The sequence below is a fragment of the Gammaproteobacteria bacterium genome, assembly GCA_015709635.1.
Taxonomy (GTDB): Bacteria; Pseudomonadota; Gammaproteobacteria; order Burkholderiales; family Nitrosomonadaceae; genus Nitrosomonas.
Genome location: CP054180.1, coordinates 1,793,242 through 1,808,789 on the forward strand (window position 1 = coordinate 1,793,242; position 15,548 = coordinate 1,808,789).

General features: G+C 49.7%; 13 protein-coding genes. 4 read left to right on the forward strand and 9 right to left on the reverse strand.

The window, feature by feature from the left end; translation table 11 throughout:
• Positions 1–9 precede the first annotated feature (9 nt).
• Genes dnaQ through HRU78_08465 form a run of 3 tightly spaced genes read right to left on the reverse strand, consistent with a single transcriptional unit; the run spans position 10 to position 2,001 of the window.
• The gene (gene dnaQ / locus HRU78_08455) at positions 10–747 is read right to left on the reverse strand and encodes a DNA polymerase III subunit epsilon (protein QOJ23680.1); all 738 of its coding nucleotides are present in this window, start codon (positions 745–747) and stop codon (positions 10–12) included.
• Between the two features lies 1 nt (position 748).
• Entirely contained in the window at positions 749–1,228 is a 480-nt protein-coding gene (gene rnhA / locus HRU78_08460; protein ID QOJ23681.1) for a ribonuclease HI, read from the reverse strand.
• Positions 1,228–2,001 (reverse strand): methyltransferase domain-containing protein, encoded by a 774-nt coding sequence (locus tag HRU78_08465; GenBank protein QOJ23682.1) that lies wholly within the window; start codon positions 1,999–2,001, stop codon positions 1,228–1,230. Before HRU78_08465 ends, rnhA begins: the two co-directional genes overlap by 1 nt.
• An 81-nt stretch (positions 2,002–2,082) precedes the next feature.
• Between HRU78_08465 and gloB the strand changes: the two genes are divergently transcribed.
• Entirely contained in the window at positions 2,083–2,856 is a 774-nt protein-coding gene (gene gloB, locus HRU78_08470; protein QOJ23683.1) for a hydroxyacylglutathione hydrolase, read from the forward strand.
• Between the two features lie 112 nt (positions 2,857–2,968).
• On the opposite strand, the gene HRU78_08475 is transcribed toward gloB, so the two are convergent.
• A complete protein-coding gene (locus HRU78_08475) occupies positions 2,969–3,562 on the reverse strand; it encodes a cytochrome P460 family protein (GenBank protein ID QOJ23684.1) in 594 nt (197 codons plus the stop codon).
• Between the two features lie 301 nt (positions 3,563–3,863).
• Here HRU78_08475 and HRU78_08480 point away from each other — a divergent pair, with 301 nt between their 5' ends.
• Positions 3,864–4,562 carry an SDR family oxidoreductase gene (locus HRU78_08480; GenBank protein QOJ23685.1) on the forward strand — a complete coding sequence of 233 codons (699 nt, stop codon included), beginning with the start codon at positions 3,864–3,866 and terminating at the stop codon, positions 4,560–4,562.
• 148 nt (positions 4,563–4,710) lie between these two features.
• Positions 4,711–5,976, forward strand: coding sequence for a M10 family metallopeptidase C-terminal domain-containing protein (locus tag HRU78_08485; GenBank protein ID QOJ23686.1), 1,266 nt, complete (start codon positions 4,711–4,713; stop codon positions 5,974–5,976).
• An 85-nt stretch (positions 5,977–6,061) separates the two neighbouring features.
• Here HRU78_08485 and HRU78_08490 read toward each other — a convergent pair whose 3' ends face one another.
• Positions 6,062–7,072, reverse strand: a complete 1,011-nt coding sequence (locus HRU78_08490) for a ribonuclease T (GenBank protein ID QOJ23687.1) — start codon at positions 7,070–7,072, stop codon at positions 6,062–6,064.
• A gap of 293 nt (positions 7,073–7,365) precedes the next feature.
• Here HRU78_08490 and HRU78_08495 point away from each other — a divergent pair, with 293 nt between their 5' ends.
• A complete protein-coding gene (locus HRU78_08495; protein QOJ23688.1) occupies positions 7,366–9,762 on the forward strand; it encodes an AAA family ATPase in 2,397 nt (798 codons plus the stop codon).
• A gap of 73 nt (positions 9,763–9,835) precedes the next feature.
• Here HRU78_08495 and HRU78_08500 read toward each other — a convergent pair whose 3' ends face one another.
• The 4 genes from HRU78_08500 to HRU78_08515 are packed head-to-tail and all read right to left on the reverse strand — an operon-like array spanning position 9,836 to position 15,411.
• Positions 9,836–12,739 carry an EAL domain-containing protein gene (locus HRU78_08500; GenBank protein QOJ23689.1) on the reverse strand — a complete coding sequence of 968 codons (2,904 nt, stop codon included), beginning with the start codon at positions 12,737–12,739 and terminating at the stop codon, positions 9,836–9,838.
• Positions 12,740–12,755: 16 nt separating this feature from the next.
• Positions 12,756–14,159, reverse strand: a complete 1,404-nt coding sequence (locus HRU78_08505) for a hypothetical protein (GenBank protein ID QOJ23690.1) — start codon at positions 14,157–14,159, stop codon at positions 12,756–12,758.
• Positions 14,128–14,613 carry a hypothetical protein gene (locus HRU78_08510; GenBank protein ID QOJ23691.1) on the reverse strand — a complete coding sequence of 162 codons (486 nt, stop codon included), beginning with the start codon at positions 14,611–14,613 and terminating at the stop codon, positions 14,128–14,130. Before HRU78_08510 ends, HRU78_08505 begins: the two co-directional genes overlap by 32 nt.
• Positions 14,614–14,643: 30 nt before the next feature.
• The gene (locus HRU78_08515; protein ID QOJ23692.1) at positions 14,644–15,411 is read right to left on the reverse strand and encodes a PEP-CTERM/exosortase system-associated acyltransferase; all 768 of its coding nucleotides are present in this window, start codon (positions 15,409–15,411) and stop codon (positions 14,644–14,646) included.
• Positions 15,412–15,548: the final 137 nt, after the last annotated feature.

The following is a 15,548-nucleotide window of genomic DNA, read 5'->3' on the forward strand; positions in this document are numbered from 1 at the left end:
AACCGCTGGTTAATTCCTCGGCTCCGAAGATTCTGTGATTTTATCATTGTTGGGTTCAAGCTTTTTCCACAAGCATCGATTGTTACTTTCACGTGCAATATTTTCCAGCACCGCTAAATGCTGCGCGAATTCCTCATCGGTTGCCGCGATGACTTTTAAATCGCGGCTATCAATATTTGCTATCACCTGCTGAATGGGTTCAGCGTATTCCAATTCGATAAGCAAGCTTTCCTGGCCGCGCGTCATCGCAAGATAAACTTCGGCTAATAGCTCGGCATCCAATAACGCGCCATGCAGTGTGCGCTTAGAGTTGTCGATGCTGTAACGCTCGCATAACGCATCGAGGTTATTCCGTTTACCCGGATGAAATTCCTTCGCGAGCTTTAAAGTATCCGTTATCGAAGCGCAATAACTATCCAGCGTTTTGAGTTTGATTAAACTTAATTCATGATTGAGAAAGCCGACGTCGAATGGAGCGTTATGGATAATCAGTTCCGCATCATGAATAAAATTCAGGAGCTCCTTGGAAATCTCGTGAAATCTCGGCTTATCCCGAAGAAACTCCGCCGTTAGTCCGTGTACTTGCAAAGCTCCCTCATCGCTATCACGATCAGGATTGAGATAATAATGAACGTGATTACCGGTCAATTGCCGATTGCATAGCTCGACCGCCGCTATTTCAACAAGGCGATGGCCGAGCTTATGCTCCAGCCCGGTCGTTTCGGTATCCAGCACAATTTGACGCATGTCAGGCTCCCGGATCTTGCGGCAGTTCTTCAGAATTCATCATGACAACACCGCGATTGGCCAGTTGATCGGCACGCTCGTTATCAACATGTCCGGCATGCCCGCGCACCCAGCACCACTCTATTTCATGATGCTGCGTTAACTGATCGAGCAATCTCCATAAGTCTTCATTTTTTACCGGCTTTTTATCCGCAGTACGCCAATTGCGAATCTTCCATGCGGCAAGCCATTCGCTGATGCCTTTTTGAACGTATTGCGAATCAGTGTATAAATGCACTTTGCACGGCCGTTTTAAAGACTCCAAAGCGCGTATCGCCGCAAGCAGCTCCATACGGTTGTTGGTCGTCAGTTTTTCCCCACCGAAAATCTCACGCTCATGACCGGCATATTTCAGTACGGCACCCCATCCGCCAATCCCGGGATTTCCTTTGCATGCGCCGTCGGTATAAATCTCAACAATTTTGCGATGCTCTGTACTCATCACCCGTTCAAATCGCTTTTCCGTTGATGTTGCCCTGTCGTCGGCTCCTCAATTGAGGCTTCATTCACTCTTTGCGCGACAGGTACCATTTTCTTTTTGGTATCCGGGCAATTTCTCCAATCCGGTTTGATAATGCGCATGCCATGCATATGTTTAATTGCGTGCAAGAAATACACGCCTCCGGAAATCGGCCACCAGCGATCCCCCGCTGCTTCCATAAAGCTGAACCGTCTGCGCCATTTTTCCTGTTCAAATGGCGGCACATAGCAGCATAGCCGGCCGCCAGCCATTTCAAAGTCCAGTAGCTTCAACCAATCTTTAAGTCGCGATAGCGTCATAAAATGGCCATTCCACGGAAACTCCCGTCGTGTTGATTTCAGATAATGGCAGGCTCCCCACAAACTGAGCGGATTAAAGCCGGATATCACAATATGACCTTCCGCAATCAAAACCCGGTGCACTTCCCGCAAAATTTGATGCGGATTGGTATTAAACTCTAAAGTATGCGGCAGGATTACAAGATCGACGCTATTGCTCTGAATCGGAAGAAAACTGGCTGTAGCACGCAACGAAACTTGCGCTTCAAGTCCCACGGAAAAGTGAAGCGGCATCCTGTTCAAGCGCAGAAAATTAAATTGCGGCCAGCCGATTTGCACCGCATTGTAGCCAAAAATGTTCGCCACAACGTGATCAAAATAACGCTGCTCATGTTCAATCAGATATTGACCAAGAGAAGATTCAAACCATTGCTGAACATTTTGCACAGTTGTCATTGATAGCTTTCTTGCATTTATACTACTGGATTGATTCGATTATAAAGCCGACGTTGTTACAATTTTAAACATGGAAATATCATGCTGAACATATACCCCCTTCCCGCTTTCCGCGACAATTATATATGGGTAATTCACAACCGGGATTATGCCGCCGTAATCGACCCGGGTACAGCATCTCCGGTAATAGATTATCTGCAGTCGGAAAAATTGCAACTCTGTGCAATTCTTATCACCCATCACCATAGCGACCATACCGGTGGCATAACGGAATTAACGCAACTATTCAATGTTCCGGTGTACGGTCCCGGCAACGAACCGATCAAGGAAGTTACGCATCCGCAACGGGAAAATGATCAAATCAAATTGGCGGAAATCGCACTCACGCTTTCAGTACTGGATATTCCCGGGCATACCCGGGGACACATTGCTTATTATGGATCCAAACCGTTCGCGATGGTATTTTGCGGCGATACACTTTTTTCTTGCGGTTGCGGGCGAATTTTCGAAGGCAATGCGGTGCAAATGTATCAGTCTTTACAAAAGCTATGCCAATTACCGGACGATACGCGTGTGTACTGCACCCATGAATACACCCTCAGCAACATTCGGTTTGCCAGAAAAGTCGATCCGGAAAACCGGGAACTGATCGAACTGGAAATTACCGCACGGCAATTACGCCAGCAAAACCTACCGACGCTCCCGACGACAATACACCTCGAGAAAGCAGTGAATCCTTTTCTCCGCTGCGATCAACAAGCCGTTATCGATTGCGCGCGACAGCGTGTGGCAATGGCGCTTCCGGATCCAGTAAGTGTTTTTTCGGTACTGCGGGAATGGAAAAATAATGTTTGAGAAGAACCGACTGATCATCAGTAAAAAGGCAATTTGACCCGTGCCGAGCACTATGAATCAAATTGCCTTATTTTCAGAAATATTGCGTGGCGATCGGTTGCCGCCGTTTTAATTATTTCTTAGGTTTAGCTGCACGTAATACCGGATAGTACTGGGTAAACACCATGTCTTGCGCGGCATTTTCTTTATGGCAAGCTGCGCAAGCTTCGTCAGCCTGTATTGCACCTTCTTTGGCTTCATATGATGCGAAACCGAAGAACGCCCAGTTACCCGGTCTGTTCGCAAAACGCTTGGAATCTTTCACTATCGCAGCGATTCCATTGAACTCTCCGGCGAAATAGCCATTTCCGCTAGGTGCCGATTTTGATCCTACACTGACCAATTCTTTGACAATAATCGTTCCATCACGGAATTCACCGGTTTTTTTCCAGTGATTCCAACTGGTTGGATCGATATATACATTGTGAAATTCTGGGAATACCGCTTTACCGTCATTCATATCGTTAGGGGTAACAGGCGCGCCGATAAAAACCCATTCGCGATAACCTCTCGGCGTCAGCAATATATTATCTTTGTTAAAGGCGGCAAAATTATGATCTTTTCCGTGTGCATGATGTCCATCGGAAGCAATTACTGGGCTTGCCAGTACTAGCGATAACAATACCGGTGCAATACCACCTAATAACGTCTTTTTAATCTGTAACATAATAAGCCCTTAAAATAGTTAAAGAAAGACAAAAAAACAGCACTAATGCATGCTGCTTTCTTTATGGTAGTCAGACATACTACCTTCGTCAAGAGGGTATGTCGTCTTAATAATCACCTACATAGCACAATGTTATCCATGTTATTCAGCGCTTTTTAGTTAAAATCCGGAAAAACATGATCATGGATTAAAACCTGCTGGCGCCATTTAGAAATCAATAAGATCATGATTAACATGGGCTCGCCACATTTGATCAACATATTTCAGTCAACAATTTTGCTCAATCAATACGGGAGAAAAAATGAAAACACTATTAATTACCGGCGCGAACCGCGGTATCGGGCTTGAGTTTGTGCGGCAATATGCCGCAGATGGCTGGCACGTTCTCGCCTGCTGCCGCAAACCGGCAACCGCCGATACACTTAACCGGCTAACCAGCCAGCATCCCGATCAGATCACCGTTCATGCGCTCGACGTAACCGACCACCAGCAGATCGCACAACTCGCCAACGCTTTATCCGGTCAGTCAATCGACTTGCTGATCAACAATGCCGGTGTCTATCCGCCGGCTCGCGGCGATACCTTCGGCAGAACGGATTATGCCGCCTGGCAGCATGCGTTAGAGGTCAACACCATGGCGCCGCTGAAAATGAGTGAAACCTTTATCAAGCAGATCGCTCGCAGCGAGCTCAAAACCATCGTCACCATCACCAGCAAAATGGGCAGCATCGCCGACAACCGCGGTGGCGGCAGCTATATCTACCGCTCCAGCAAAGCAGGTGTCAATATCGTAATAAAGAGCCTGTCGATCGATCTGAGTCCGCAAAAAATCATCGCCGTTGTGCTGCACCCCGGTTGGGTCAAAACCGACATGGGCGGCTCCGGTGCGTTGATCACCGCCGAACAAAGCGTCACCGGCATGCGCCGCGTGATTAACAGCCTCACACTGCAGGATTCCGGAAAATTTTATGCATTCGATGGACAGGAAGTGCCGTGGTGAGATCTTTTCACTTAAGTGCTAATCCATACCTCGAAATGAATGCCATAAAGCCGCGATATTTTGCGATTGACCCGTTGTTTACCGTTCTATAATCCGCAAACTATGAAAATTGGTTTGCTCATCAGTAAATTTTCGCAAGGAGAATAATATGCCGAGTATCACGGACGACTATCGCATTGACGCTGTGCTCGCCGGCAGCGATATCCGCTGGGATGCGGGGCCGGGAGGAACTGTGGCATTGACATACAGTTTCATGTCGGCGTTGCCGGTTTATGCTGACCCGGCTCAGGATGGCAATGGCTTCAGCGTGATGACCAATGATCAAAAAACCGCCGTGCGGGAAATCCTGGCTACGCTGTCGTCGCAATTCAACATCACTTTCCGCGAAGTGGGCGACTCCGCTACATCGTACGGGCAGCTTCGCTTCGGCAATAATGCGCAAGCTGCGACATCCGGCTATGCCTATTATCCGGATAAACTGGCCGGCGACACCGCAGGGGATCTGTATATCAACAATGCAGCGGCGGTTTCGCAGACAACGCACGTGGTATCGGGTACCAATGCCTATTCGACATTGATCCATGAAATCGGGCATACGCTTGGGCTCAAGCATCCCGGTAATTACAATGCAGCGGATCCCGGATCCACCAATGCCAACGATGGACCTTTTTTAACCGGCGTAGAGGATTCCGAGTTATTCAGCATCATGTCGTATACCCAGCAGAGCCAGGGCCTCGAGCGGATCAATCTGGCGCCCTACGATTATGCGGCTTTGGCCTACCTCTATAATGCCAAACCCGAACACACCGGCGACGACACTTACACACTCACTTCCGCCAGCGGTCGTAGCGTGCAGACCATCTACGATGATGGTGGCAGCGATACGCTTGATGCCTCGGCGCTGAATACCGCTGTTAATCTCAATCTGAATCCCGCCACACCCGGCACGCTCAGTTCGGTTGGTCTTACGCCGGACAATCAGGCGGCGATCGATAATTTGTCATTGGGATTAACCACGGTGATCGAAAATGCCATCGGCGGTTCCGGCAACGATACACTGGTCGGTAACAGCGCCAGCAATACGCTGATCGGTAACGACGGCAACGACACGCTGATCGGACAATTGGGCAACGACAGCATGACCGGCGGCGCGGGCTCGGATATCTTCGGATTGTCCAATGTCGGTTTTTATACCTTTCAGGATTTCGTTCCGGGCGTGGACAAAGTGGCGTTCGATACGAGGCTGGGTCTTACAAACTTCGCCGAACTGTCTCCCTATATCACCAGCATTGATACGCAAGGGGATGATATCGTCGTGCATTTTGTCGACAACATCGCCAGCATCACGTTTGTCGGCGTACTGCAACAATCGGCAGCGCTATCGGTCAGCGATGTGGTGTTCCAGGCTTTCTAAACCAGTATAAGGCCGGTTAGCTCGTTGATTACGTTCATGGCCCTCCCCCTTCATGAACGTAATCGACTTGAGCAACCTTCAATTATTACTGACCGATCGCATCCACCCGGAAAGTATCTCCGCAGTTCGATTTGCCTTGCGGCGGCGCATTCACCAGCAATTTCTCGAGATCATCGCCCGGCTTCAAGTCAGCCGATAAATTCAACTGCACCTCGACCAGCATGCCTTGATTGCAACTCAGTTTGATCCTGTCTTTAGCGGCGGTTCCCAGCACGGCAACTACACGCGTAACAAAATCTTCCGTGCGGACCTGCTGGCCGATGCGGCGATTCATAAAATAAGCCGCCCCGGCATCGTTGAATTGACGCACCAGATCCGCCGCCAAATCAAAATAGCCTGCCATCGACCAACTCGCCTGACAAGTACCGTGTTTGAACCATTCATGACGTTCCAGACAGGAGCCCGACGTCACGCTGGGCATCACTTCGGCCAGTGATGCAGTGGAATCGGCATCCAGTTGAACCGTCGGGTAATCACAGAAATTGCTTTTCTGTCCTTTGATATCACCGCAAAATCCATAGTTTGTGCCGCAACTCTTCTTATTCGGCCATAAGCCGTGCAACGTAAAATGCTTGGCCTGATAAACTTTGGGGTCGGTAATTTTGCACTCCGCCTTGTCCGGCTTGCCTTCGCAGAAAGCCGGTTGCCACGTCAACGCAAGCACGTAACTATCCGCTTGACCGGCGGTATTGCAACTACCGCCATGATTCCCGCCATTGCCCGTCCCGCCGCCGTCCAGTTGCGCTTGACCGCACGCCGCGCTCACCCAGCGCTCTTTCGGGTTCGCACCGGGCAAAACCACCCGGTACCAATCGGGATTATCCGCTTTGATGACTTCGATGACATCGTATTTCCCACCTGCCAGAATCTGCGCATCATCCGGATTGGTCGATTTATTTTTTGATACATAGGCCGGACAAACCTGTTGCGCAGTAAAAACACCGGATGCTTTATCCGCCCATACGGGATAGGCATGACCGATCGCCAAAATCACCAGAAAGACTTGAAAAACTTTGCTTGTTCTCAGAAATATCATTCCGCTTCTCCTTTTTCATCAGGCAAAAAAATTAAACAGCAAATTAGCGCGGCTTATTATTCAACAGACCTCCCGGCTTCACTATGGTATTTATCACACCAGAACTTACGCTCAAGTGTGCAAACGAAACTCCATTGCCGGTTCCATGTGTCGAAAAATAAGTCAGCCAGAATTATTGGTTGAATGCTTTGATCCATTACAATACAGCTAAATCATGGCGGGCTTGCAGCTACTTCACCCGGAAAAGAATCCATCGGGCAGTTCATTATTATCCAATCCTTTCAAGAAAAACAATGACAACAATCATTCCTCTCGATGTGCAGCAACTTCATCGGGCGTGCGATCCCGGGCAATTCACATTCCGGACGACAGCCGAACTAGCGGATCTGACGGATATCATCGGCCAAGTACGCGCCATGGATGCGGTGCGCTTCGGTTCGGACATCCGCCGCGAGGGTTACAATCTTTTTGTACTCGGCTCGTCCGGTATGGGCAAGCACAGTTTGGTTCAGCAATTTCTTGAAAGCCGGGCAAGCCGGGAAGCGGAGCCGGCGGATTGGTGCTATCTGAATAATTTTGCCCAGCCGCACAAACCGAAAACGCTCAAACTGCCGTGCGGTAAGGGAGAAGAATTGCGCTTGCATATGGAACGGCTGGTGGATTATCTGCGCAGCGCCATTCCGGTGCAGTTTGAAAGCGAAGAGTACCGCAACAGGATCAACGCGATACAGCAAGAATACAGCGAGCGGCAGGAACGTGAAATCACGGAACTCGACGAAGAAGCGGAGAAAAAAGAAATCATTCTGCTGCGCACGCCGGAAGGATTTGCCCTGGCACCAAGTCATAACCGCGAAGTCGTACCGCCGGAAGAATACGATAAACTGCCGCAGGAAAAAAAAGACCAGATCGAAGCGGACATCAGCGAATTGCAAGCGCATCTGGAAAAAATACTCAGCCACCTGCCGCAACGCCGCCGCGAACGCAGCGAGCGCATCAAGCAGCTCAATCACGAGATTATGCGTTCCACTGCCGCCCACATAATCGACGAATTGCGCGCACTCTATGCCGATCTTCCCGATGTACTCGTGTATTTCGACGCCATACAGCAAGACATGGTGATGCACGTCGATGATTTCCGCAAACCCGATGAATCCATCAACATTTCCGGCATGTCGGTCGTCACGCACCAGACATTCAATAATTATCAGGTGAATGTACTGACTTCGAACCATAACACACCGGGTGCGCCGGTCGTCTGCGAAGATAATCCGACGTACAGCAACCTGGTCGGACGAGTCGAGCATGTTTCCCAGTTTGGCGCACTGGTCACCCATTTCACATTGATTAAACCGGGCGCATTGCATCGCGCCAACGGCGGCTACTTGCTGCTGGACATTCGTAAAGTACTGATGCAGCCGTTTGCCTGGGAAGGTTTGAAACGAGCGCTGCAGGCACGCAAGATTCATATCGAGTCGCTCGGACAGATTTACAGCCTGGTCAGCACCGTATCGCTTGAACCGGAACCAGTTCCTCTCGATGTTAAAGTGATTCTATTCGGCGAGCGGCTATTTTATTACCTGCTGCAAGAATACGATCCGGAATTCAAAGAACTCTTTAAAGTCGCCGCGGATTTCGAAGAAACCATCGAGCGCACGCCGGAAAACCATTTTCTGTACGCGCAACTGATCGCCACGCTGGCGCGCAAAGAAGGATTGCTGCCTTACGACCGGCACGCGGTTGCCCGGGTGATCGACCATAGCGCCCGCCTGACGGGAGACTCGAAAAAACTGTCCATGCATATGCGCAGCATCGCCGATCTACTGCACGAGGCCGATTACTGGGCGCGTGCAAACAACCTCGACACCGTGCGGGCAAACGATGTCCAACAAGCGATCGATGCGCAAATCCGCCGCCAGGATCGCATCCGAGACCGGCTGTACGAAGCGATTCAGCGCGACATTCTGATGATCAGCACGCAAGGTGCGGTAACAGGGCAGATCAACGGCCTCTCGGTCATCGAATTGGGCGGTTTTGCCTTTGCTCAGCCCACCCGGATTACCGCTACCACGCGTTTCGGTAAAGGCGATGTGATTAATGTCGAGCGTGAGGTCAAACTGTCCGGCGCCATTCACTCCAAAGGTGTGTTCATCCTTTCTTCCTTTCTCGCCGCCCGTTACGCCAAAAATCAGCCGCTCGCGCTGTCCGCCAGTCTGGCATTCGAGCAATCCTACGGCATGATCGACGGCGACAGCGCTTCGCTGGCGGAACTGTGCGCGCTGCTTTCCAATCTGGCGGATGCGCCTGTCAACCAAGCGCTGGCGGTGACCGGTTCGATCAATCAACTCGGCCAAGTACAGGCCATCGGTGCGGTCAACGAAAAGATCGAAGGTTTTTTTGACATCTGCAATGCGCGTGGATTAACCGGCGATCAGGGCGTATTGATTCCCGCCGCCAATGTTCAGCACTTGATGCTGCGCCGGAATGTCGTCGATGCGGCAGCGGCAGGTAAATTTCACATCTACGCCGTGGCCGATATCGACCAAGCCATTGCGCTGCTGACCGGCTTCACGGCGGGAGAAGCGGGTGCCAATGGCGAGTATCCGGCAGGTAGTATCAACGGCCTGGCAGCGGCACGACTAGCGGAGCTCGGAAAAATCAGCCAATCGTTTCAGGGAAATAAAGCGTACTGAAGCGGAAGTTTCAAATGGACTCGTGCTGCGCGGCACGATGGTGAAGGAATATAGGTGAATAGCGCACGGTACTTTACTTCAGAAAGAACTCACTGGCGGGCGCCGGTTTTCCAATGTAATACCCTTGCGCGTAATCGATATCCATTTTTTCGATTAACGACAATATTTCGACACTCTCGACAAACTCCGCCGTGATTTTCTTACCGAAACCGCGGGCCACGCTGCACAATGCGTTGACCAGAATCAGATCGTCGCTGCTTTCGGACAAATTGCGGATAAACGAACCGTCGATTTTGACGACATCGACCGGCAGTTCCCGCAAATAATAAAAAGAAGAAAAACCGACACCGAAATCGTCCAGCACAAAACCGCAACCCAATTCCTTAATTTCTATCATCAGTCCGCGCGCACCGGGCAAATCTTCCAACGCCGCCGTTTCGGTGATTTCGAACATCACGCTGGCCGGATCCATCTGTTGCGATGTCAATTCCTCCTTGAGGATCGGCAATAATTCAGGATCGTTAAACGCGTGGGCGGAGAGGTTGATCGAAAAACAGACTTTAAATCCGGCTTGATAAATTTTGGCCACTTGCGCGATGGCTTTACGCAGCACCATGTGATCGATGGCATGAATCAGCCCGGTATGCTCGGCAGCCGGGATAAATTCACCGGGCGACAGTACCGAGCCGTCCTTATCCTGCATCCGTAACAACACCTCATAGTGTGAAATTTCTTTCGTTTTTACATGCATGATCGGCTGTAAATACAATATGAAGTTATCATGCAAATGCGAGTACTCGATTTTCTCTTTCCAGTACACCAGCGTATGGATGCGCTCGCGGCTGCGGTCTTTATCGGAGAACAGATACCAGGCGTTGCGCCCCATCGCCTTAGCCTGATACATCGCCAAATCCGCCGCAGCCAGCAAGTCATGAATATTGGCGCCATGCTCCGGAAATAAGGCGATACCGATACTGGCTGAAATTTTATGCGTGCGGTTGTTGATGGTTAGTTGCGCCTGACCCAATTGATCCAATACTTTCTTCGCCACTTCGATGGCACCGCTGGCGTTAATCTCCGGCAAAATGATGGCGAATTCGTCGCCGCCCAAGCGGCCGGTGATATCATCCGCCCGAATGGTCTGAGCCAGCATGCTGGCGACCATTTTCAGCAGCGTATCGCCGGCTTGATGGCCGCTGGTGTCATTGATGTACTTGAAGCGATCAAGATCAAAAAACAATAAAGCGCCGGGATGGCGGTAGCGCTCCGCGCGGCTCAGCACCTGTTCCAGCTCTTCGCTGAAACGCCGCCGGTTATACAAATTAGTCAACGGATCATGATCCGCCAGCCAAGCCAAGTGTCCTTCAACACGTTTATATTCGGTCACATCCAGCCCCACCGACAAAATGGACGGATCGTCCGCCGACTGACGGCTGAGATGGGAGTGCAGCCAAGCGACATGCCGCGTTGTGCCGTCCTTGCAATGGGTAATCGCTTCATGCCGCAGCTGCATTCTTTGCCCTTCGTGTATTTCCTTGAAACGCGCCAGCAAATCCTGCGATTCGTACTCCGGAATCAGGATGCTCAGGAAAGACCGGCCTTGCAACTCGCTTTCCGTGTAGCGGATCAGCATTTCGCCATAGGCATTGAGCGACATGATCTTACCCTCGGCATTCTGCGTCAGCACGATAGCCTGCGCGGTATCGAGCAGATTCTCGACAAAATCCCGCTCTTTGCTGAGTTCGTTTTTTTGCTCGATGAGCATTCGGGTTCGCGTAGACACCTCCTGCTCCAGTTTTTCCAGTTGCAGCGATAACGATACGGCCGCTTCCGAGAGGGTATCCACCTCGTCCCTGAAGCGTTGCACGCGGTCATTCGCAGCCAATGATAAACGGAATTTCTCAAACTGCCCGTTGGCCAGCAACGGCAGGACAAAAACAACATCCCTCAGCTTTGCCAGCAAGCGCGTAAAAATCAGAAATAATAATATTTCCGAGAAAATCAGCCCGAGTAAACCGATCAATGCGATTTTCCAAATGGAATCATAAATATTGTTCACCGCGGCGGTAACATCGGTAATCACGATCAGATGCGCTTTATCAGGCTCATACGAATCGAGCGGGAATAGTTTTATTTGCAGATGCTGCTCATGCCAGCGGATCTGAATGCCATCGTTCAATGCACTCATATCCGGATACAGATGCGAGGTTTTTTTCAGAATCTCAAGATTCTTTTCTTTATTGGTCAACGCTGAAACATGAATATTCCAGCGTAAATAATCGAAGTCGTCCGACAGCGGCTGATTATTCTGTTCCTTGATCAGCAAACCGATATCGGTACCCGCTATCCGTTTGAACGCCAGAAACATATCCGCCAATGATATTCCCATCACCACGACACCGGCTTTCTTTCCTTCCACCAATAAAGGCGCGACGATGTACTGAATGCAACTTTCCCGGCACAGTAACGGATTGATCGGTCTTTCCGATTGATTGACATGACTCACCCAGGTCGACAATAGCGCATTGCCGTCGTTCTGGATATCCAGACTGTCCCAACCGGCGTTCAATTGATTTTGCGGATTATAAAAATGAACGAACTCGATGCCGTTGTGAAATTGCAGCAATGCCCAATGGGGATCGAAAACTTTACTGATACTCTCGCCATCGTTGGTCAGCAAGGCATTTTTCATTCCATCCAGAAATGGAATCATCTCAGCCAGCTGGTATAAATTCTGTGACGTGTTCTTGATCAGACTGGTGACTTCTCTGGAATAACGCCGGTATTCGACTTCGCGCTGATTGTCAAAATTCGCCATCAAACCCAGGTAGCTGATGAAGCAAAAAAGCATCACGACTGCCAGCAAAATCATACTGCTGCTCAGCGAGATCTTCCATCTCAGGCTGCGGAATCTGCGGCCTTTATGGTTTGGCGCAATGGATATTTTTCCCATTTTAGTTCCGGAGCTACTTTCCATCGGAGTTACAGTTTACTTAGAAACGGTAGGATGCTTGAATCGCGAAAAGATCCCAATTCTTCACAGTGTCTCTAGCGTTCGGATTATCCAGCCGTGACAACCATCCGGTTCCATTCACATGATGATACTCGGCGCGCAACATGAATTCCGGCGTAACATTCCAGCGTATGCCGACGGTGATATCCCGGGCAAAACGGGTATGCTCCAAACCTTGGCGCATGGGACTCAGTGCAGCCCACTGATTCCCATTGCGATCCGATCGATCGGTGAATAGCGCATCATACCGCAAAATACCTTCTAATTTCGGGGTAAAGCGATATTCCCCCTGGAAGTAATAGCTTTCACCAACAAAGTGCAATCCCTTCAATGGTCCATTAAAACTATTATCATATTGAAATGGCCGGATCGCATATTCGGATGTTAACGTCCAGCGTTCCGTGTTGTACTGCGCGGAGAAAAAGACCGGCGTAAATTCTAACGATCCGGAACCCAGTGGATCACTCGCGCCTTGAGGATCGTAGGCTGTATTCAACCATATCCCGCTGACGCCCAAGCGCAGCCGTTTATCGTTCGTTTCAAAAATCCCGCGGCCTATGTACGATACTTGCCGTTCCATGTGTCCCGGCTGTATGCCACCCAGTAACGAGCTTTCCCACTCCTTGTTGCTGACGATCGGCAGCGTCACGCCGAATTGCGTCGACAGCGTACCCCAATTGGATATTGCCGCATCACCGTAAAATTGCACGGAATCGCTGGAAAGTCCAACATTGCGGGAGCGGTCGAAATAAATCGACTGCGGTAGCATGATACTCGGACGCGTAAAAGCCACATCCCGGGTTTCATTATAAAAGCCGAACGGATTTTTTATCCTGCCAACACGAATGCCAAATTGATTCGCTTCGTGGGAATACAAACGGTAATCCAAGAATCCATAATCGAGCCGCGGCATCCCTGTGTTTCCCTCACCCGCACGGCGCGACAACACTTGCGCCGATAATTGCAGCTTCGGCAGTGGCCGCAGCGAAGCGTTGAGCCCGGCTTCGGTCAAGCCAAAACTGCCACCCTTATCGCTGTTACCAAAAACATCATTATCCGAAGTAACCAGATAAGCCTGCGAGATGAATCCATGAATTTGCAGATCTCCCGGGCGATCGGTCGAGCGCAACCATTTTAGCGCTGTACTCACGACACCGGTTTTTTCCTGGGTTTTAGCGGTTTCCGTCGCTTCAACAGGCAAATCTTTCGCTTGCACCCATTTGACCGGCGGTTTGGCCGATTCGGATTGCTTTTGCGGTTGTTCAAGCTGCTGCGCCTGAACGGAAACACCGGCGATAGCCGATAGCACAGCGCAGCCCCTTACCAGCCACCGGGCGGAGCGGATGAAATAGTTACTTAATCTCGAGCACGTTAACATTTTCATTAATATTGGCTCTCCATAAATAACCTATCGCTCCCGGCGTGCTGGCAATCTTGGCAAGCATTTCTTCGCTTGAGTTGACTTTAATCGGGGCTTGACCGGTGCCTGAGAATACTAGCCGATCCCAGGTAGATCTTAATTGATACGGAAAAACGTTAAGCTTTTCCTTGGAAACGATTTGATGCAATTGATCATCATCGGATAATACAAAAACTCTGATCTTGGTACCGTCAGACCAGGTCTTCAAGCGCATGCTGAAAATAGAACGCAGCGAATTAGCCGAGAGGATTTTTTCGTTAACGCTCGGGTTGGCTACAATTTCGTAGCGATCATCCGCTTTGGCTACACTCTCTATACCGCAAAGACATAGCGTTAGAGCAACACACAAGCTGGCTCTAACCCTTAACCAATATCGCTTTGATAATCGGATTCGTATAAAGAAATGAAATAAGTTCAAGAAGCAGATTCCCGATTCGGATTTATTCCATTACATTTTGATATGGATGAGGTTATAGGTACCGCAATCGGTTACGACTTCCCACGCATCATGATGCTCCTTGTACATTTTTTCCAGCGCATCCTCTACCTTGACGTAATAAGGCCGGCGCATGCCATGATAATTTACTGGCGGACCGATGGGATTAAAATTCAAACCATAAAAACCCATCAGTTTGTTCAATGCAGGCTCGGCAACGGATAACCAGTGCCTGATATTATATTTAACAGACATGCGCATAACACCGGACATCAGCACCAATCCAATACTCAATCCGGAACGGCGGTCTGTCGATCGGCGGTCTTGCGCGGCCCTTTGATCGCTGTCAGTCTCGGTTGTTTGCTTGCGGCGTTCTTCTTTTCGCCGTTCGTCTTTACGACGGTCAAACTGACTGGTCACCAGAAAACGCGAAATCTCCGCAGTTTGCTGCCGCGGAAGCGACTTGATATCACACAGATCCGGATCGGTTTGACTATACAACTCGACAGGCAATAGTTTTTCAGGTTTTGACACATCGGGCAAAATTAACCGTACCGTACCGATAAAATCCCCGGTAGGCCGATAGCGCAAAAGCACATGACTTGAGTGATGATCATAATCATCTTTTTCCAGTTTATCCGGGTACAGTGAAGCATCCAGAAAGTTATGCTCGATACAAAAGACCTGATACCGGATTCTATAAGCTTCTTCAAGCAGTTCGGTTGTATCAGCAACAACAATTTCAAAAAATTTTTGAAAGTTTTGATACAAATCATTCATAGAATCACCCAATTTAACAAGTAGCCAGTTACACTCATTTTTAACACCTCTGTAAGTTAATGTTACCGTTCAGAAAAAGTGTATCAATAGTAAACCGCACCCGCATTATGCCATCAACGAAAAAGCACAGAATCCAC